12 protein-coding genes are annotated in these 20,457 nt (G+C 57.9%); 7 read left to right on the top strand and 5 right to left on the bottom strand.

Going from position 1 to position 20,457, the window contains the following annotated elements; all coding sequences use genetic code 11:
• Positions 1-3: 3 nt before the first annotated feature.
• From SCT_RS02830 to SCT_RS02810, 5 genes are all read right to left on the bottom strand, one after another.
• A complete protein-coding gene (locus tag SCT_RS02830; protein ID WP_059418784.1) occupies positions 4-837 on the bottom strand; it encodes an HDOD domain-containing protein in 834 nt (277 codons plus the stop codon).
• A 6-nt stretch (positions 838-843) separates the two neighbouring features.
• Positions 844-1,164, bottom strand: coding sequence for a hypothetical protein (locus SCT_RS02825; protein WP_059418781.1), 321 nt, complete (start codon positions 1,162-1,164; stop codon positions 844-846).
• Position 1,165: 1 nt separating this feature from the next.
• The gene (locus SCT_RS17800) at positions 1,166-2,974 is read right to left on the bottom strand and encodes an EAL domain-containing protein (RefSeq protein WP_059418778.1); all 1,809 of its coding nucleotides are present in this window, start codon (positions 2,972-2,974) and stop codon (positions 1,166-1,168) included.
• Entirely contained in the window at positions 2,952-5,981 is a 3,030-nt protein-coding gene (locus tag SCT_RS02815; RefSeq protein WP_059418776.1) for a PAS domain S-box protein, read from the bottom strand. Before SCT_RS02815 ends, SCT_RS17800 begins: the two co-directional genes overlap by 23 nt.
• Positions 5,982-6,081: 100 nt before the next feature.
• The gene (locus SCT_RS02810) at positions 6,082-9,546 is read right to left on the bottom strand and encodes an ATP-binding protein (protein WP_059418773.1); all 3,465 of its coding nucleotides are present in this window, start codon (positions 9,544-9,546) and stop codon (positions 6,082-6,084) included.
• 134 nt (positions 9,547-9,680) lie between these two features.
• On the opposite strand from SCT_RS02810, the gene SCT_RS17850 reads away from it, so the two are divergent.
• The 7 genes from SCT_RS17850 (at position 9,681) to SCT_RS02775 (ending at position 20,453) form a co-directional block, all read left to right on the top strand.
• The gene (locus tag SCT_RS17850) at positions 9,681-10,946 is read left to right on the top strand and encodes a methyl-accepting chemotaxis protein (protein WP_159107873.1); all 1,266 of its coding nucleotides are present in this window, start codon (positions 9,681-9,683) and stop codon (positions 10,944-10,946) included.
• Positions 10,947-11,047: 101 nt separating this feature from the next.
• Positions 11,048-11,413, top strand: a complete 366-nt coding sequence (locus SCT_RS02800) for a response regulator (RefSeq protein ID WP_059418769.1) — start codon at positions 11,048-11,050, stop codon at positions 11,411-11,413.
• A gap of 24 nt (positions 11,414-11,437) precedes the next feature.
• The gene (locus tag SCT_RS02795) at positions 11,438-13,693 is read left to right on the top strand and encodes a chemotaxis protein CheW (RefSeq protein ID WP_059418767.1); all 2,256 of its coding nucleotides are present in this window, start codon (positions 11,438-11,440) and stop codon (positions 13,691-13,693) included.
• Between the two features lie 83 nt (positions 13,694-13,776).
• Positions 13,777-16,605: a methyl-accepting chemotaxis protein gene (locus SCT_RS17845; RefSeq protein WP_059418765.1), complete on the top strand. Its 2,829-nt coding sequence runs from the start codon at positions 13,777-13,779 to the stop codon at positions 16,603-16,605.
• Between the two features lie 86 nt (positions 16,606-16,691).
• On the top strand, positions 16,692-17,183 hold the full coding sequence (locus tag SCT_RS02785) for a chemotaxis protein CheW (RefSeq protein WP_059418763.1): 492 nt from the start codon (positions 16,692-16,694) through the stop codon (positions 17,181-17,183).
• A 49-nt stretch (positions 17,184-17,232) separates the two neighbouring features.
• Complete coding sequence (locus tag SCT_RS02780; protein ID WP_059418761.1) at positions 17,233-19,470, top strand: methyl-accepting chemotaxis protein; 2,238 nt, start codon at positions 17,233-17,235, stop codon at positions 19,468-19,470.
• A 119-nt stretch (positions 19,471-19,589) separates the two neighbouring features.
• Entirely contained in the window at positions 19,590-20,453 is an 864-nt protein-coding gene (locus SCT_RS02775) for a CheR family methyltransferase (RefSeq protein ID WP_059418759.1), read from the top strand.
• Positions 20,454-20,457: the final 4 nt, after the last annotated feature.

Raw genomic sequence — 20,457 nt, 5'->3', positions numbered from 1 at the left:
CCGTTATTCGCTGATCAACAGACTGAGGCCGGCATACTGCTGCTCGGTTTCGGTCCACAGCGCCGGCATAGTATCCCAGTCCAGACCAAGGCGCGACCAGGCGCTACTCGACAGATGCGGGACCATTTCATAACCGGCGTTGCCGATGGCCAGCGCATGGCACAGCACGTTGGCCACATGCACCAGATCGGCCAGCGGACCGGACTCGCTTTCGGGCTGGTGATGATCGCGGATTGCCAGCTGGATTGCGGCCGGAAATTTCCAGCGCTTGGCCAGTTCATGGCCGACCAGGGTGTGATCCAGGCCGAGTACAGTGCGCTCCGCTTCCAGCAGGGTGGAATCCTCGGCCACGCGGTGCGCCAAAACAAGCTGGAAATCCTCGTGAAAATAGGCGTCCAGCGCCAGCTTGCCGATATCATGCAGCAGCCCGGCGGTGAATGCCAGCGCCTGATTCTGGCCCAGGCTTTTAGCCAGCACCAGGGCGCACGCCGCAGTGCCGATACTGTGCTGCCAGAAGCCGATGCGATCGAAATCCGGATGTTCGGTTTCCGGGAACTGGCCGATGATTCCTGCCGCCGCCACCAGCGAGCGCACGTTGTGAAAGCCCAGTACCACCACAGCCTCCTTGATCGACCCTACCTTGCTGCTCATGCCATAGAACGGCGAGTTGGCCACCCGCAGCACGCGGGCAGTCAGGCCCTGATCCTGGCCAAGCTTCTGCACCAGGCCGGCGATCTCGATGTTTTCCCTGTCGAAACTCGCCAGCACCTCCAGCACCACTGCGGAAAGCGAGGGAACCTGCTGGATTGCCTTGGCTACCTGATCAATGGTCAGCATGTGATGTCACTCCAGTCCCGCGAGGCGATAGTCTTGCAAGGTGACGCGCAATTTGAGCAGCATCGGGTCATTGCCGGCCTTGCGGAACAGCCGCTCGACCCGCTCCCGGATTTCCACTTCCCGCGCAGCGCGCTGCTCCGGGGTGAGCATCTCTTCCACCGCCACCACGGCATAGTCCACGCCGCGCCGCCGGAGCGAAGCGATAGTGGCGTCGGACAGCTCCGCCCCCTGCGCCAGCAGACGGCCGCCGCTTGCATCGCAGACATCCCGCGCCAGCACCATACCCGCCTCAAGTTGCTCCAGGGGAAACCGTTTCGCAGTGACCATCTCAGTCTCCACTTTCCTCGTTCGGCACAATCACCAACACCCGCCCTTCCGATCCCGATGAGGCACCCATAGCATGGCTCCAGAATATCACATTGCGCCCGTTTTCAAGCCGCTGAGAGCGACGTTCGCCAGCCCCGGCGAGGCATTCGATCATGGCGGCAGGCAGCCGTTCCAAAGCAAAGCATCCGACCAGCGGCTGCCTTTTTTCGACATCGAACAATTCATTCGCCTTGCGGTTGGCGACCGCGATCAGACCGTCCTCGCCCACCCCGATCACGCCTACCGACAGATACTCAAGCATTTCCTGCGAAATCTGAAGTACGCCGACGTTGTGCCGCGCTTCGCTGGCTTTCTGCTCCACGCGCTTTTCCAGCTCGCGTTTGGCGCGGTTCAATTCCTCATTGATCGAGGCCATCTCGTTGCTGAGACGCTGGTTGTCCTGAGCCAACTCGTAGCGCTGGAAGGCCTCCTGGATGTTGGCACGCAGCAAGTCATCATCCCACGGCTTGGTGAGAAACTTGTAGACCGCGCCTTCATTGATCGCATCGGTCACGCTCTTCAGATCGGTGTAGCCGGACAGCACCATGCGCACGGTATCCGGGTAGATCTGCTTGACCCGGCGCAGGAATTCGGTGCCATTCATTTCCGGCATGCGCTGGTCGGAAATGATGACGCCAACCGGATGGCCCGCCAGCAGGTCAAAGGCCGCGGCAGCGCTGGTCGCCTTGAGGATCTCGTAGCCGTCGCGGCGCAGCAGGCGCGTCAGCGAAGTCAGGATATTTTCCTCGTCATCGAGCAGGAGCAGGGTGCGCTGCCCGAGCGCCGCCGTACTGTCTGCCATCTGCAGGCATCTCCGCTCCCTGAGCAGAACCTCGAAGTCCTCGGCCGGCACCGGCTTGCTGAAGAAAAATCCTTGCATATCGTCACAGTGGCGCTGCTGCAGAAAAGACTTCTGCTCCTCGGTTTCTACGCCTTCGGCAATCACCCTGAGCTGCAAGTCGTGCGCCATGGAAATGATGGCTTTTGCGATCGCCGCATCGTCCGGGTCGGTAGTAATATCGCGCACGAACGACTGGTCGATCTTGAGCGTATGAATCGGGAAGCGCTTGAGATAGCTTAAGGAGGAATAGCCGGTGCCGAAATCGTCGATCGACAATTTAATCCCCATCGCCTTGAGTCTGTCCAGCGTGGCGATCGTCACCTCGATGTTCTGCATGACCAGGCTTTCGGTCAATTCCAGTTCAAGATGGGCGGGATCAAGCTCGGTTTCCCTGAGGATGCCGGCCACCATCTCGACCAGATTCGGTTGCCTGAACTGGCGTGCCGAGAGATTGACCGCAACACTGATGGGTTTCAGCCCGGCGCGCTGCCATGCCTTGTTCTGGGCGCAGGCGGTGCGCAGCACCCATTCGCCGAGCGAAATGATCAGGCCGGAATCCTCCGCTACCGGGATGAACCTGACCGGAGAAACCAGTCCCAGTTCGGGGTGCTGCCAGCGCACCAGCGCCTCCATGCCGGTGATCTCGCCGCTGCGCAGGTCCACTTGCGGTTGGTAATGGAGCAGGAATTCGTTGCGCTCCAGCGCATGCCGCAGACCGTTCTCCAACATCAACCGCTCCATCGCCTTGACGTTCATCTCGGCGGTGTAGAACTGGGCGTTGTTGCGCCCCAGATCCTTGGCGCGGTACAACGCCGTGTCAGCGTTTTTCAGCAAGGTCTGGCTGTCCTCGCCGTCCCTCGGGTAAAGCGCAATGCCGATACTGCAAGTGACGAACAGTTCGTGGCCTTCAACGTCGAAGGGCTCGCTCATTGCTATGGAGGATTTTCCGCGTCACCACTGTAATATCCTCTTCCGCCGTCACGTCGGACAGGATCACCACGAACTCGTCCCCGCCCTGGCGCGACACGGTGTCGCCTTCACGCACGCAGCCGGCAAGCCGGACGGCAACCAGCTTGAGCAGACCATCTCCGGCATTGTGACCGAGGCTGTCGTTGATGTTCTTGAAATAGTCCAGGTCGAGGAACAGCACAGCCAGCTCGCACTCGTGGCGGCGAACATAGGTCAGCGCCTGAGCGAGGCGGTCCTGGAACAGATTGCGGTTGGGCAGTTGCGTCAACGTATCGTAATTGGCCTGGTGCTCGAGCTGGCTCTCATAGCTCATGCGCTCGGTCACATCGTTCTGAACGCCGACAAAATGCGTGACCTTGCCCTTCTCGTCGCGCACCGGCGCGATCAGCAGATCGTTCCAGAACATGCTGCCGTCCTTGCGGTAATTACGCAACACCGCGCGGCCTTCATGCTGCTCTCGAATCGCCTGGCGCAACTCTTCGATACCAGGCTGGTCATGGTCTTCGTTCTGCAGAAAATTGCAGTTGCGCCCCAGCGCCTCCTCCTGACTATAGCCGGTGATACGCTCGAACGCCGGGTTGGTATAGATCAGCGGATTGCCCGGCCGAGTGGCATCGGTGATCAGAATGGCGTTGACGCTGGATTCGATGGCGCGCTCCCACAGGCGCAGTTTTTCCTCCTGGTGCTTGCGTTCGGTAACATCCTCCTTCACGGCGATGAAATGGGTGATCACCCCCGCCGCATTTTTCAATGCCGAAATCACTTCGTATTCCCAGAACAGTTCGCCGCTCTTTTTCCGGTTGAGCAGCTCGCCGCGCCATATCCCGCCGGAGATCATGGTTGCCCACATATCCCGGTAATATTCCGGTGTGGTCAGGCCGGACTTGATCATGCCCGGCTTCTGTCCCACCGCTTCCTCGAAGACGTAACCGGTCACTTTGCTGAACTCGGGATTGACGTACTCGATAATGCCATTGCGGTCGGTGATGATCACCGAGTTGCCAGTTTCCTCCACCACCAGGGAAAGCTTGAGCGCCTTTTCTTCCGCCAGTTTGCGCTGGGTGATGTCGTAGGATGCCCCAACATAGCCGGCGAAATCGCCGTTCAGATCCTCAAAGGGCACACCGTTGCCGATGATCCAGCGATATTCGCCGTCATTGCGGCGCAACCGGTACTCGATCTCGAATGGCTCGCGCTCACCGAACGCTTCGAGATAAACTTTGAGGCAGCCGTCCAGATCGTCAGGGTGCACACCCTCTGCCCAGCCATCACCCAATTCCTGCTCCAGCTTGCGGCCGGTAAAATCGAGCCAGGTCTTGTTGAAGTAATCACACTTCCCATCGGTTCCCGAGCGCCAGATCATATGTGGAAAGCGCTGAAACAGACTGAGGTAAAAATCGCGCGACTCGGTCAGCCGCGACTCGAGCTCTATCCGATCGGAAATGTCGCGAGCAATAGTGGAAAAATAGTTAAGCCTCCCGTCCTCTGCCTTATGCGCAATGATCACCTGAGAAGTGGGGATCTCCCGGCCATCGCGGCGCAGCAACGCGGTTTCTCCCATCCAGATGCCGTCGCGCACCGCGGCTGGCAGGCCCGCATTCATGATCACCGTGCCCGCCCACTCCGGATAGCAATGGCCAATATCGTAGCGGGTGACATCCTCCTCGCCCAGCCCGAGCATCTCCCGCCCGGCATGGTTGATATACAGCAACTTGCCGTCCGGCGTGGAGGTAGAAACAAAATCCGGCGTGGCCTCGATGATGGCCACCAGCCGTCCGCGAGACAACTGAGCACGGCTGCGCCCCAGGTAGGAGCGCAGCATTTCTGCCAGCGATTTGATCAGCGCCTGCTCTTCCTCAAGAAACGGCGCTTCTTCAGCAGAGAACTCATCAAGGCGGAACACCTCTACGGCATCCTGACTGCTGCCGCCTCGGGCGAAATCGGCACCCAGGCGCAGCCGGGATTCCAGGAATCCCGGCGTAACCAACGTCTCGCCCTCGTAAACGATCCGGGCCACCACCTTTTCCGGATTGCGGAACGCGGAGGGCAGCATCAGAACCAGTTCCCGCATCACCTCGCCCACCGGTCTGCGCTCATCCTGCAGGATCTGGGCAGCCCGGTGCAGTGCGGTATTGACCTTCAAGCCAACATCCAGCCCGACAATCAGCTTGCCGACCGTTTCCGTAGTCTGGTTGAAGTTCTGCGCCAAGTCCCCGATCTCGTCGCGCGACTTGAAGTTGATCCGTGCCGAGCGGTCGCCCGCGGCAAACTGGCTGGCCAGGCGTGAAATTTCCCGCACCGGCAGGATCACTTTCCAGCGCAGGTAGAGGAAAATTGCCAAAATGAGCACGGCTTCCGCGACCAGCATGGCATGCAGGATGAAGTCCACCTTGTCGTGCGCCTTCTCCGAGGCACGGGTCAATTCGTTGACAATGCCATCGGCGATACCCAGCATGGGGCCTGCAAGCAGGTCAAGCCGTTTGACGGCAACCACAGCATCGATCTCGGCAGGTGAATTGCGGATCATGTCCACCACGGAACGGTAGCCACGCCAGGCACCGCGCAACCCCCGCAAGCGATTGGAAAGATCAGCCGTCTCGCTCTCTATACTTGGCGGCAACTGGCGCACACTAACCTCGATCTTGCCCAGCTTATCTTCGAATGCGGCAAGCAGCTGGCCAAGCTCCTTACTATCCTGGCGTTTTTCATAGGCCAGGATGGCCGAACGGAAAGCGATCTCCTGGCTGAGGTAACGCAGGCGGCCGCTTTCGTTAATGATGGTCGCAGTATTGGCAATACCGTCATACAGCCGCTCGGCAACGATCAGGTTCCCCGCCGTCAGCCCAAGAAATAGCAGGAAGGCTATGCCGATTTTTTTGCCCAAAGAAGGGCGCAACAGCCGATTACGAAAGGAATCCCTGGTTGGTTCGGCCGAGCTGACGGGTTGCGGACTGGGTTCGTATACCATTTAATTCCTAAAGAAAATCTTTATTTTCAACTTCGTTGCGATTATGAAGAAGCTCACCTCTGCGCACAAGACAAAATCGTCATGACATAAGCTCGGCGGTCTAGCCCAGGACGCCGTCTATCGCGGCAAGCAGCCTGTCGATCGCGATCGGTTTGGTGACAAAATTCGAAAAACCGGCCTCCAGCGCCAGTTCGATATTTCCGGGAATGACGTCTGCACTCACTGCAATCACCGGTATGGAACAGAGCTGGTCATCCTCGCGCAACAGGCCCAGGGCTTCCATGCCACTCATGCCGGGCAGATCCATATCCATCAGGATGAGGTCCGGCCGGGTGGTGCGCAGGAGTTCCATACCCTGTTCCGCAGTCAATGCCGAAAGCAGGAGCAGGTCCGGGCGTCGGCTTTTCAGCACACTGCTCACCAGCGCCTGATTCGCCGAATTGTCCTCGATATACAACAGCACATGGCCTGCAGCTGTGGCAATGTGCGCAGTTCCGGCAGCCGCCTCGTCGCTGCCGTGCTCAGGCAATTCGATCCAGAAAGTCGTTCCTTCACCCACCCTGCTATCAACCCCGATTTCGCCGCCCATCAGCTCCACCAGACGCTTGGCCACAGCCAGCCCGACACCGGTGCCCTGGATCTGGGATTTGTCCGCGTCCAGCCGGTTAAATGGTACGAACAATTCATCCAGCCTGTCGGCCGGAATGCCGGGGCCAGTATCGGTCACGCTCACCCTCTGCCGGCCAGGAGCGGAACGCTGGCATGCCAGGGTGATCGTACCCCCCTCACGGTTGTATTTGATTGCGTTGGAAAACAGATTGATCATCACCTGCTTGAAGCGGGTGAGGTCGGCCCAGACAAAACACTCACCGCAAGCCGACACATGGTCTTCGATTTTTAGCCGGCGCTCGCTCGACAGGGGCGAAACCAGATCGACGCATTCCTGCACCACCTGCGCCAGCATCACGCTCTCCAGATGCATCTGCATCCTGCCGGCCTCGATCCTGGCAAGATCGAGCACTTCGTTGACCAGCGCAAGCTGATGCCAGCCGGCCTGGATAATATGCTTGACGCTTTCGCTCTGGGAAGGTGATAACGGCTCATCCGGGTCATGCTCCATCAGTTGCGCAAAGCCGAGGATGGCATTGAGCGGGGTGCGCAGTTCGTGGCTCATGCGCGAAAGAAATTCTGACTTGGCGCGGTTGGCCTGTTCCGCTTCTTCCTTGGCGCGCAGCAGCTCCTGCCCGGCACGCTGGTTTTCGGCGGCCATCCGCAGAGATTTGATGCCATAGGCGAGGTTCGCCGCCAACTCCCGCAGCAGATCGACCTCGTCCTTCCCGAACCCGCCGGCAGCTGCGGAATAAACCGTCAGCACGCCGATCTGGTCATCGCCGAGAAACAGCGGCAACGCAATGAGCGCCGCGTAGCCGCGCGCCAGCGCTTCGTCACGCCAGGGCAGCATGGCGGGATCGCTGGAAACGTCCTGGACCAGGCAATACCGACTGGCTTTAATGGCCATCCTGACCGGCCCGCTGCCGAGCTCGGCAGCGGCGTCCCAGCTGATCGCCGCCTTGTCCAGATAACCGTGCTCGGCCCCCGCCATCGCGGCCGGCCGCACCGTCTTCCCTGTATCCTGCTGGGCAAACCCCACCCAAGCCATGCGATAGCCGCCGGTTTCCACGCAAATCCGGCAAATCTCTTGGAGCAGATCGTCTTCGTCGCGGATACGCACCAGCGCATCATCACAGGCATTCAGTGTTTGCAGCGTACGGTTAAGCCTGACCAGCGACTCTTCGGCCTGCTTTCTCGCCGTGATGTCGGTGCGGATCGCCACATACTGGTAGGGCTTTCCCGAGTGGTCCAGAAAGGGGACGATGGTGGTCTCCACCCAATAGAAACTGCCATCCTTTTTGCGGTTGCGGATCTCGCCCCGCCACACCTCGCCGCGCGCGATGGTCGTCCACATTTGTGTAAAAAACCCATGGGGATGGTGGCCTGAATTGAGTTTGCGATGATTCTGCCCGAGCAGCTCCTCGCGGGAATACTGGCTGATCTCGCAAAACCTGTCGTTGGCGTAAACAATCTTGCCGGCGGGGTCAGTAATCGCCACGATCGAATGCTGATCCAGGGCGAATTTCTGGGATTCCAGCTCCTCCAGGGTTTTTTCGAGCATGAGCGCGCGTTCCGCCAGCTTCTCCTCGAACTGTTTGCGCTCGGCGATTTCCACTTCAAGCTGCCGATTGGTCTCATGCAGCTCATGGGTACGCTCTTTGACGCCCTGTTCAAGCGCCTCATGAGAGTGAGTAAGCTCACGAAAATTTTTCCCCAGGCCGATCGCCATGTCGCCAAAATTGGCAACCAGCGTATTGATCTCGAGAATCGGGCTGGCCGGAAGATGGGCACTCTCTCCTTCGAGCACTTTCCATCTCAGATTGGTCGAAGCTTGCGCCAGCCTGGCCAGCGGGTCGGTGAGTTTGTAGCTGACCAGCCTGCCCAGCACAATAATCAGCACCGAGAAGCCCAGTACCAACCGTATACTGCTGAAAATAATCTGCCGCATCTTTTGCTGATAGGCCTCGGCGGGAATTTCCACCAGCAGGGTCAGGCCGCCATTTTCCGGCAGTGCCGTCACCCTTTCAAAATAATTACCCGCGCGATAAATCACGTCGGAGGTAATAATGCGTGGCGCCCGGCTTGTGCCATCCAAAATTGATCCTGGGGCTAGCCTGATGTTGCCTTCGTGCGCATGAATATGGCCGGGAACGAGATCGCCGCGCGATGCGGCAACAACCCGCCCGGCCCGGTCAAGAACCGTTATCGGCGCTTCTCCATGACGATCATGCGCTTTCAACTCCTCGGTTATTTCCGCCGGATCGGAATGTCCACGCAACTCGCGCACCAGCTCTTCGGAAATAAACCTCAGGTCACGGTCAATATTGGCCTCTATTATTCCTTGCTGGTTGCGGATGTTGGACGCGCTCAGCATCAGGAGCGGCCCCAGCGCCGATGCGAGCAGCAAACTGAAGATGGCCTGACGCAGAGAAATTTTATGTCCGCCAGGCGAAGACCCGCCCAGCAGTGTCGGCAACTGTATGATCAGATGAGCGGCCAGAGCATTGCCGATGCCATTGACCCCATTGCGCAGGGCATAATAGGTAGCCAAGCTACTGTCGCCAGTTCCGAGCCAATAATTCAGCAGCCAGGTTGCGGGCATGCCGATCAGCAACCAGTAAACAGCGTCCATAGCAACGATATTGCGCCGGCTGTAATGGCAGGCGAGGCTCAGAACCACTGCCTCGCCACCATATAGAAGAGGACCGAACGGGTGATGCCAGACGGCGACCAGGGGGATGATGGAAACGGCGCCGACGACCAAGGCCCAGAACAAGCCGAGTGTGCGGGCAGCGACCAGCACGGCGATGCTGCCGAACAGGATTTCAACGCCGGGGAACAGCCATAGCGAAAAGTGATTGCCGAGCGTACCCGCTGCAGCCAAAACCAGGAAGGCAGCAACGGCTTTCACCGAATATTTCGACCGCCAAAACAGGAGATTCTTGTCCGACATAGTTCCTCTTGATTAATAGGCCACCATCATGCAATCATGATACCAATATGACAACAATGACAAAATGGTTTTTATGATGAGGGTAACTGCGTAGAATGCGCCGTCCGCAAAAAATCAACACAATAATAAAACACATGGCAAAACAATTTACCTCTAACTCCACGCGCTACTTCGCTAAAGCCATATCGATCGGCATCGTAATCGGGCTCCTTGGCGTTCTCCTCGAATGGGCTTTCGGCGCGCTTCCCCAGATAACCTCCTTGGTCCTGACCATCCACTTTGTCCTCTTCGGCGCCGTTTACTTCGGCTGGATGATGGTGTTCCTGCTGACGCTGCGCCGCTTCGAGGCCAAGGCGGCAGAGGAATGGAAAATCGCCGATGGCGAAATCCACGAGCTCAGCCGCCGCACCCATGAGCTGTTCGTTCAGCTTTCCGCGGAGTTCAACGAGCAGATGGAAATCACCAGAACCGAAGTCCAGCAAATGCAGGATCTGCTTCGGGACGCCGCCGAGAAACTGCTGAACAGCTTCACCGGCATGGAAGCCAGCACGCGCAAACAGCAGGACCTGGCGCTGGAGATGACCTCGCTCCAACAGGGCCAGAATGGCGCTCAGGGCGTCAATTTCGAGAGCTTCGTGCAGGAAACGTCCGACACTCTGACCCTGTTCGTCGACTCCACCATCGAAACCAGCAAGGCCGGCATGGGGCTGGTGGAAATGATGGACGACATTACCGCAGATGTGGACAAGATCGTCAGCGTGCTCGGCGAAATCGAGTCCATCTCCAAGCAGACCAACCTCCTCGCACTCAATGCGGCCATCGAAGCCGCCCGCGCAGGCGAAGCGGGACGAGGATTCGCCGTAGTGGCGGACGAGGTGCGCAGCCTTTCCAACCGGTCGAATCAGTTCAGCCATGAAATCAGGGCGCACATGGACTCGGTTTATCGTTCAGTCCGCACCGCAGAAGCCGCCATCAACGCAATGGCCTCGCGCGACATGAATTTTGCCCTGCAGTCGAAAACCAAGGTCCAGGGAACCATGGCCGAAATCAAGAAAGTCAACGACCGCATGGGAAGCACCGTTACCGACCTGTCCGATATCGCCGGCGAAGTAGAAGGCAATGTGCGCATGGCAGTCACCTCGCTGCAATTCCAGGATCTGGCATCCCAACTGCTGAACCATATCAACACGCGCATTGCTAACATGGGTGCGATTATCCATAGCATTGCGGGTATCCCCATCAACGACGCCATGGACGGCGAAGACAATCGCAGCGAATGCATACTCCGGCTGCAGCGCTTTCATCAAGCCATCGACCAGGCTTCAGATCTGATCAAGCAATCCAGGCACAACCCCGTTTCACAGAACCAGATGGAATCCGGGGACATCGAACTGTTTTAAGACGTTCGCATCCTATTGTTTTTCAAGTTTTATTTTCCTTTGCATGGCCGAGAATAAAGATTATCCTTAGCAATAAATAATAATTTAGGGGTTACAAAACGATGGCAAAAATGATCCTGGCAGTAGACGATTCCGCTTCCATCCGTCAGATGGTTGCTTTCACGCTCAAGGGCGCAGGCTATGAAGTTACAGAAGCAGTGGACGGACAGGACGGCGTGAACAAAGCCAAAAGCAAGTCGTTCAATCTGATCCTCACCGACCAGAACATGCCCAACATGGACGGCCTGACCCTGATCAAAACGCTGCGCGCCACACCTACCTACAAATCCGTTCCCATCCTGATGCTCACCACCGAATCCGGAGAGGCGATGAAAGCCCAGGGCAAGGCAGCGGGTGCCACAGGCTGGCTGGTCAAACCGTTCGACCCACAAAAACTTCTGGAAGTCGTTAAAAAAGTTATTGGTTAACCTCACGTTCGCAGAAAGCACCTCATGACCATCGATATGAGTCAGTTTTACCAGGTGTTTTTCGACGAAGCTGCCGAACACCTGGACGAGATGGAGCGTCTTCTGCTCTGCCTCGACGTCGATTCACCCAACCCCGACGATCTCAACGCCATTTTCCGCGCCGCTCATTCCATCAAGGGCGGCAGCGGCACCTTCGGCTTTACCGACATGACCGGGGTGACGCACATCCTAGAAACCCTGCTGGACAGGCTGCGCAAGAACGAACTGGCGCTGCGCAGCGAAATGGTGGATGCGTTTCTCGAAGCTGGCGACGTATTGCGCGGGCAACTAGCCGGCCATCAGGGTGCCGAGGAGGTCGATACCCAGGCTGCCGACGAAATCTGCGTGAAGCTCAATAACCTGGCGAGCGACAGCCCTCTCACGCAAGGGGGCCACCCCTCTCCCCAACCCTCTCCCATAAGGGGAGAGGGAGCGAACGTGAAGGACGCTGGTTCTGATCTGCGCCTTTACCGCATTGAGTTTTCCCCTGACCAACAAACTCTGGATCAGATCAAGGATCTGGAACCCTTGTTTGCCGACTTGGCTGCCCTGGGTAAATTCGAAGTCACCGAACAGGCGGCCAAGGGCAAGGGCAAAAAGGCCACCCCCCGCTCCTGGGCTATGAGCTTGCAAACATCGTCGGACGAAGCCACCATCAACGACATCTTCGCCTTCTTCGCGCAACCTGAGCAGGTCAAAATCGAATCCGAAGCTGCCCAGCCGCCGACAGAAGCGAACGAAGACGATACGGGTTACGGCTTCTTTACCGACACCGAAACGCCCGCTGAAACAGACCCCGGCTACGGTTTTTTCACTGACGAAGCGGCAGCGCCTGACTCGGACGATGAGGGCTTCGGTTTCTTCGTAGATGTCTCGGAGGCGCTGGCGGTTCAACAGGCAGATGAGAAACGAGGCTACGGTTTCTTCAAAAAAATCAACGCTTCAGCAGACAGCCCCGTTGCTGAAGACCAGCCCAAAATCGCCGCTCCACCGCCGACCAACCCTGACGAGCCTGCCAGTCAACCCACAAATCCGGGCCGCCGCGCAACGGACAAGGCGCCGGCCAGCGCACCAGCCGAATCCGCCTCGATCCGGGTCGGCATCGACAAGGTGGATCAGTTGATCAATCTGGTCGGCGAACTGGTGATCACCCAAGCCATGCTGGCCCAGACCGCTTCCGAGATGGATACGGCGATCTATGAAAAAATGCAGAACGGTCTTTCCCAACTGGAACGCAACACCCGCGACCTGCAGGAATCGGTGATGTCGATCCGGATGATGCCGATCAGTTTCGCTTTCAGCCGATTCCCGCGCGTGGTACGAGATCTGGCATCCAAGCTGAAAAAGAAAGTTGAGCTGGTCACTATCGGCGAAGGTACCGAACTGGACAAGGGCCTGATCGAGAAAATCACCGACCCGCTCACCCACCTGGTGCGCAACAGCCTGGATCACGGCATCGAACTGCCGGAACAACGCATCGCCGCCGGCAAGCCGGCACAGGGAACCATCACCCTGCAAGCCGCCCACCAGGGCGGGAACGTCGTGATCTCGGTCAACGACGACGGTGCCGGGCTGAACCGTGAAAGAATCCTGGCTAAAGCCCGCGAAAAAAATATTCCGGTCAGCGATTCCATGCCCGACAGCGAAGTCTGGCAGCTGATTTTCGCCCCCGGCTTTTCCACCGCCGACGTGGTCACCGATGTATCCGGTCGCGGCGTCGGCATGGACGTGGTGAAAAGAAACATCCTCGCCATGGGCGGTCAGGTTGAAATCGAATCCTCCGCCGGATGGGGCAGCCGGGTTACTGTACGCCTGCCTCTGACCCTGGCCATCCTGGACGGCATGTCGATTGCGGTTGGAGGACAGATATTCATCATCCCGCTGACGTTCATCACCGAATCTCTGCAACCCACGCTGGAAGAGGTCAAAACCATCGCCGGCAAGGGCCGCGTGGTCCATGTGCGCGGCGAATACTTGCCGCTGATCGCCCTGCATGAAGTGTTCGGCATCACGCCCCGCATTGCCGAACCGCAGCAGGGAATCGTGGTGCTGCTCGAAGCCGAAGGGAAAAAAGCCGCCTTGTTCGTGGACGAGCTGGTCGGTCAGCACCAAGTGGTGATCAAGACGCTGGAAACCAACTACCGCAAGGTGCCGGGCGTTTCCGCCGCGACCATCATGGGCGACGGCAAGGTGGCGATGATCCTGGATATCGGCGCGCTAGTGCGGATCAGGCAACAGTAATCAATTCTGGTGGACATCGAAACTCATAACCAGCTGCGATAGCAAGACTGGTTGAACAAAAATAAAATCTGGAGAAATGCACAATGAAAATCAACATGCCGGTGACCAACAATGAGTACGTGCTGACCGAAAGCGACTCGGTGGTTTCAAAAACCGACCTTAAGGGCGTCATCACCTACATCAACCAGGACTTCATGCGCATCAGCGGATTCACCCAGCAAGAGCTGATCGGCGCACCTCACAATATCGTGCGCCATCCGGACATGCCGGTTGAAGCCTTCGCCGACTTGTACGCCACCCTCAAGTCGGGCAAGCCCTGGACGGGAATGGTCAAGAACCGCTGCAAGAACGGCGACTTTTACTGGGTGCTGGCGAATGCCACGCCGATATGGGAAAACAATCAGCTGGTAGGCTACATGTCGGTGCGCAGCAAACCCAGCCACGCCCAGATCGAAGCCGCATCCAGTGCCTACGCTCTGTTCCGGGATGGCCGGGCCGGTGGCTTGAAGATACAGGAAGGCAAAGTCGTGAAATCCGGCATCTTCAGCAAGCTCAACGTGTTTAAAAACATGGGCATCAAGACGCGGCTGACATTTGTCATTGGCATGCTGTCAGTCCTCCTGGTTGGCATCGGCATGTACGGCCTGTTCGGCATGAGCCAAGCAAATGAGGGGCTGCGTACCGTTTACGAGGATCGCACCATTGCACTCGGACAAATTGCTCATATTGAGTCGCTGCTGCTGCAAAATCGCCTTGCCGTCGCGGTATCACTAAATACGCCCACGCCTGACGTCATCAATCCAAATACCGCTAAAATCGAAAAAAATATCGAGGAAATCGGCAAGACGTGGGATGCCTACATGGCAACCACCCTGACGCCGGAAGAGAAGGTACTGGCGGATAAATTCGCCGTCGACCGCAAGAAATTCGTGACCGAGGGCCTAATGCCTGCTGTTGCCGCACTGCGCGCCAACAGCATCAGGGAAGCGAACCGCCTGGTCGTCGATGCCATTCGCCCGCTCTACCAGCCTGTGGGGGAAGAGATAGATGCGCTGGGCGAACTGCAACTCAGCACCGCCAAGTCAGAGTATGAACATGCGCAAACCCGCTATGCTTCGATCAGGAACACCTCCATTGCGATCATCGTGGCCGGCATCCTGCTGTCGGTCTGGCTCGGCTTTATCCTGATCCGCGCCATCGTCAAACCGCTGCACAGCGCAGTGGGTTATTTCGGCCAGATCGCCCAAGGCAATTACGCCAGCCATATCGACGCCCCTGTCAACAACGAAATCGGCAAGGTACTGAACGCATTAAGACAGATGCAGATCAAGCTGGGCTTCGACGTTAGCGAGTCCAGGCGTGTCGCTGACGAAGCGCTGCGCATCCAGATCGCACTGGACAACGTCGCCACCAGCGTGATGATCGCCGACAACGACCGCAACATCATCTACATGAACCGTTCCGTCGAAGAGATGTTCAAGGTCGCCGAAAACGATATCCGCAAGGACCTGCCGAACTTCAGCGCGGCTGGCCTGAACGGCATCAGCATCGACAGTTTCCACAAAAAACCGGAGCACCAGAAGCAGTTGCTGGCTACGTTCACCACCACCTTCCGCACAGAAATCATGATGGGGGGACGTACCTTCGCCTTGGCCGCGAACCCCGTCATGAACAAAAGGGGCGAGCGCCTCGGCTCCGTGGTCGAATGGAACGACCGCACTGCGGAAGTCGCAACCGAGAAGGAGATTGCCGGTATCGTTGAAGGCGCGGTGATGGGCGACTTTAGCAAGCGCATGGACATGACCGGCAAAACCGGCTTCTTCAAGCAACTGGGCGAGGGCATCAACAAACTCACGCAAACCAGCGAGGCCGGACTGAACGAAGTGGTGAGGATGCTGGGTGCGCTGGCTCGCGGCGATCTTACCGAGAAAATCACCAACGAATACCATGGCTCCTTCGGCCAGCTGAAAGACGATTCCAACGCCACGGTCGAGAAACTGAAGGAGATCGTCGGCCAGATCAAGGAAGCGGTGGAATCCATCAACACCGGCGCCAAGGAAATCGCCCAAGGCAACCAGGACCTTTCCCAGCGCACCGAGGAACAGGCCTCCAGCCTGGAAGAAACCGCTTCCAGCATGGAGGAACTCACTTCCACCGTAAAACAGAATGCCGAGAATGCCAAGCAGGCCAACCAACTCGCCATCGGCGCTTCCGATGTCGCCGGCAAGGGAGGTGCAGTGGTGGGTCAGGTAGTGGATACCATGGCGTCGATCAACGAATCCTCGCGCAAGATCGTGGACATCATTTCGGTCATAGACGGCATCGCCTTCCAGACCAACATCCTGGCATTGAACGCCGCCGTGGAAGCCGCCCGCGCCGGTGAGCAGGGCCGCGGTTTCGCCGTGGTCGCCGCCGAGGTGCGCAACCTGGCTCAGCGCTCCGCCGCCGCAGCCAAGGAGATCAAGACCCTGATCGGTGATTCCGTGGACAAGGTGGAGAATGGCTCGAAGCTGGTGCAACAGGCCGGCAGCACCATGGAAGAGATCGTCACCAGCATCAAACGCGTCACCGACATCATGGCGGAAATTACCGCGGCTTCAGTAGAGCAGAGTTCGGGTATCGAGCAAGTGAATATGGCCATCACGCAGATGGACGAGGTGACCCAGCAGAACGCAGCACTGGTCGAAGAAGCCGCAGCTGCGGCCGAGTCGCTGGAAGAACAGGCGCAGAACTTGTCCCAGTCGGTCTCGGTGTTCAAGCTGGACACTTCCGGCAGCCGTGCTGCGACTTCCCGCCAGCTCGCCACCCCGACCAAAACAGCCATGGCCCCGCGCCGCGCCGCCGCGCCGGCCAGGTCCGCACCAAAACCAGCCAAGGCTGCCAGCGATGGGGATGAGTGGCAGGAATTTTAATAATGCAGGTTGGGTTTGTTGGGTTACGGCGCAAAAAACCGCACCTAACCCACCCCACATGACTCAGAAATAAAAAAGGAGAAATCATGGCACAGAGCGGCACAGAGAACACCGGCACCAGCGCGGTAGGCAACGAGTTCCTCACCTTCACCCTGGGCAAGGAGGAATATGGCATCGATATCCTCAAGGTGCAGGAAATCCGCGGTTACGATGCAGTCACCGCGATCGCCAACACGCCGGAATTCATCAAGGGGGTGATCAACCTGCGCGGCATTATCGTGCCTATCGTGGACATGCGCATCAAGTTCCACCTCGGCAAGGTCGAATACGACCAGTTCACCGTGGTGATCATCCTGAATGTCGCCAACCGCGTGGTCGGCATGGTGGTGGACGGCGTTTCCGACGTGATCACTCTCTCTCCCGACCAAGTCAAGGCGGCACCCGAATTCGGATCAGCCATCGATACCCAGTACGTGATGGGGCTGGGCACAGTGGATGAGCGCATGCTGATCCTGGTGGATATCGAACGGCTCATGACCAGCAGCGACATGGAACTGATGGAAAAAGCAGCAGCATAAACATCTAAATATTAAAAATATTACCAGATCGATCAAAAAGGAACTCTCAATGTTCAGCAATCTCACCATCAAATCACGCCTGTTGTTCATGATCAGCTTCCTGTCTCTCCTCTTGATCGGGATCGGGATATATGGGCTGTACGGAATGGCCAAGAGCAACGAAGGCCTGCGTAGCGTTTATGAAGACCGTACGGTCGCTCTGGGTCAGCTGGATATCGTTGTCAGAAAGCTGCAGAGCAACCGGATTGCGAACGCCAACGCGATCATGACCCCGACCCCGGAGAACATCCAGAAGTCCACCGCGGAAATGGAAGAAAATATCGCGGCCATCTCCAAGACTTGGGATGCCTACATGGCCACCACCCTGACGCCGGAGGAAAAAATCCTGGCAGACAAGTTTGCCGAAGACCGCAAGCGCTTCGTAGTGGAAGGCCTCAAGGCCTCGATTTCCGCACTGCGCAGCAACAACGTCAAGGAAGCCGAACATATCGTTGAAACCAAGATCCGCCCCCTTTTCGTACCGGTCAGGGAAGGGGTTAATGCCCTGATCAAGCTCCAGCTCGATGAGGCCGAAAAAGAATACAAGGCATCCACGGAACGCTATACCAGCACCCGCAATATCGCCATTACCATTATCGTGGCTGGCGTCCTGTTGGCCCTCTGGAGCGGGTTCCTGCTGTTGCGCGCGATCCTGGGTCCTTTGGGGACCGCACAGGAAGTGGCAGGCAAGATTGCCGCAGGCGACCTGAGCAGCAACATTGTGATCCACCACAATGACGAGGTCGGCAAACTGCTGCATTCCTTCAAGTCCATGCAGGATGCGCTCTCCAGCCTGGTGAAAGAAATACAGACCGTCGTCAACGCGTCTGTCCAGGGCGATTTCAGCAAACGCCTGGACTTGAGCAACAAACAGGGCTTCGGCAGGGCCATCGGCGAATCCCTTAACCAGCTTTCCGACACCACCAATACCGGCCTCAGCGACGTCATGCGTGTCACCAACGCCCTAGCGGCGGGCGATTTGAGCCAGAAAATCACCCAGGAATACCCCGGTGTCTTCGGCCAGACCAAGACCGGCGTCAACAATACCGTGGACGCCCTCGTCAAGGTCGTCGCCGAAATCCAGCAGATCGTTGAAGCGGCTGCGGCGCGCGGCGACTTCAGCGTCAAAATGGACATGGCCGGCAAGCAGGGCTACACCAAGACCTTGTCAGAATTGTTGAACCAGCTTTCCGATGTCACCGACACCGGCCTGAGGGATGTGATGCGCGTCTCCAATGCCTTGGCGGTGGGCGACCTGACCCAGAGCATCAGCAAGGACTACCCCGGCCTGTTCGGCGAGACCAAGGACGGCATAAATGCCACCGTGGAAAACCTCAAGACGCTGGTCAACGAGATCAAGGTGGCGGTGGAAGGCATCAACACCGGTTCCAAAGAAATCGCCCAGGGTAACCAGGATCTATCGCAACGCACCGAGGAACAGGCCTCCAGCCTGGAAGAAACCGCGTCCAGCATGGAAGAACTCACCTCTACCGTGAAGCAGAACGCCGAAAATGCCAAACAGGCCAACCAGCTCGCCATCGGCGCTTCCGGCGTGGCCGGCAAGGGCGGCGCGGTGGTCCATCAGGTGGTCGGCACCATGGCTTCGATCAACGAGTCCTCGCGCAAGATCGTGGACATCATCTCGGTGATCGACGGCATCGCCTTCCAGACCAACATCCTGGCCTTGAACGCCGCCGTGGAAGCCGCCCGTGCCGGCGAGCAAGGCCGCGGTTTCGCGGTGGTCGCCGCCGAGGTTCGCAACCTGGCTCAGCGTTCCGCTGCTGCCGCAAAAGAGATCAAAACCCTGATCGGAGATTCGGTCGACAAGGTGGAGGGCGGCACCAAGCTGGTTGCCGAGGCCGGCAGCACCATGGAAGAGATCGTCACCAGCATCAAGCGCGTGACCGACATCATGGCCGAGATTTCTGCCGCGTCCTCGGAGCAAAGTGCCGGCATCGAGCAGGTGAACCAGGCCATCACCCAGATGGACGAAGTCACCCAGCAGAATGCGGCGCTGGTGGAAGAAGCCGCCGCTGCCGCCGAGTCGCTTGAAGAGCAGGCTCAGAATCTGTCTCAGTCGGTTTCGGTATTCAAGATCGACAATTCAGGGAATCGCACCTCGACTTCCCGCCAGATCGCCGCACCGACCGAAACAGCCATGGCACCGCGTCGCGCCACCACACCGGCCAGGTCCGCACCCAAACCAGCTAAAGCTGCCAGTGATACGGATGAATGGCAGGAGTTTTAATAAAGCAGGGGCTAGAGGCTCGGAACTAGAAAACCTGGCGCATAACGCCAGACAAATCCGCTAGCCCCTAACCTCTAACCTCTAACCTCTAGCCTCAGGACTCAGGACTCAAAAAAGCCATGGCAGAATCCCCACTCAACGACGCGCGTGAATTTCATTTTACTGCGCAGGATTTCGAGCGCATCCGCAAGCTGATCCATGATCGGGCCGGAATTTCCCTGTCGCCCGCCAAGCAGGACATGGTCTATAGCCGCCTGGCGCGACGTTTGCGTGCGACACGAATACCGACTTTTAACGAATACCTGGCTCGTCTGGAACGGGGCGACAATGTGGAAATGGAGGCTTTCACCAACTCCCTCACCACCAATCTCACCTCCTTTTTCCGCGAGCAGCATCATTTCCCGCTTCTGGCCGAGCACGTGAAAAAAGTAGGCAGACACCACCCGATCTCGCTCTGGTGCTCCGCTTCCTCCACAGGTGAAGAACCCTATTCCATGGCCATGACTATGGTGGATCTGTTCGGCACATTCACGCCGCCGGTGCACATCCTGGCGACGGACCTGGACACTACGGTACTGCAAAAGGCCCAGGAAGGCGTCTATCCGCTGGAGCGACTGGAAAAGATGCCGGAGGAAATGGTGAAAAAGTTTTTCCTCAAGGGCACCGGCAAACAAGAAGGCCAGGCCCGGGTGCGCCAGGAATTGCGCGATTTGATCACCTTCAGGCAAATTAACCTGCTCGATGAATCCTGGCCGATGCGTGGACCGTTCGATGCGATTTTCTGCCGCAATGTCATGATCTATTTCGACAAAAAAACCCAATACGATGTACTGAAGAAGTTCGTTCCGCTGCTGCACAAGGACGGCTTGCTGTTTGCCGGCCACTCGGAGAGCTTTTATCACGCCGCCGACTTGTTCAGGTCGCAGGGCAAGACCGTCTATGAACTATCGCCCCAGGCCAAGCACATCGCTGCCCATGGATAACCGG

The sequence above is a fragment of the Sulfuricella sp. T08 genome (genome assembly GCF_000971475.1).
In the GTDB taxonomy this organism is placed as follows: domain Bacteria; phylum Pseudomonadota; class Gammaproteobacteria; order Burkholderiales; family Sulfuricellaceae; genus Sulfuricella.
Note: the sequence above shows the minus strand (reverse complement) of the source record. Positions and strands in the feature narration are given on the sequence as shown.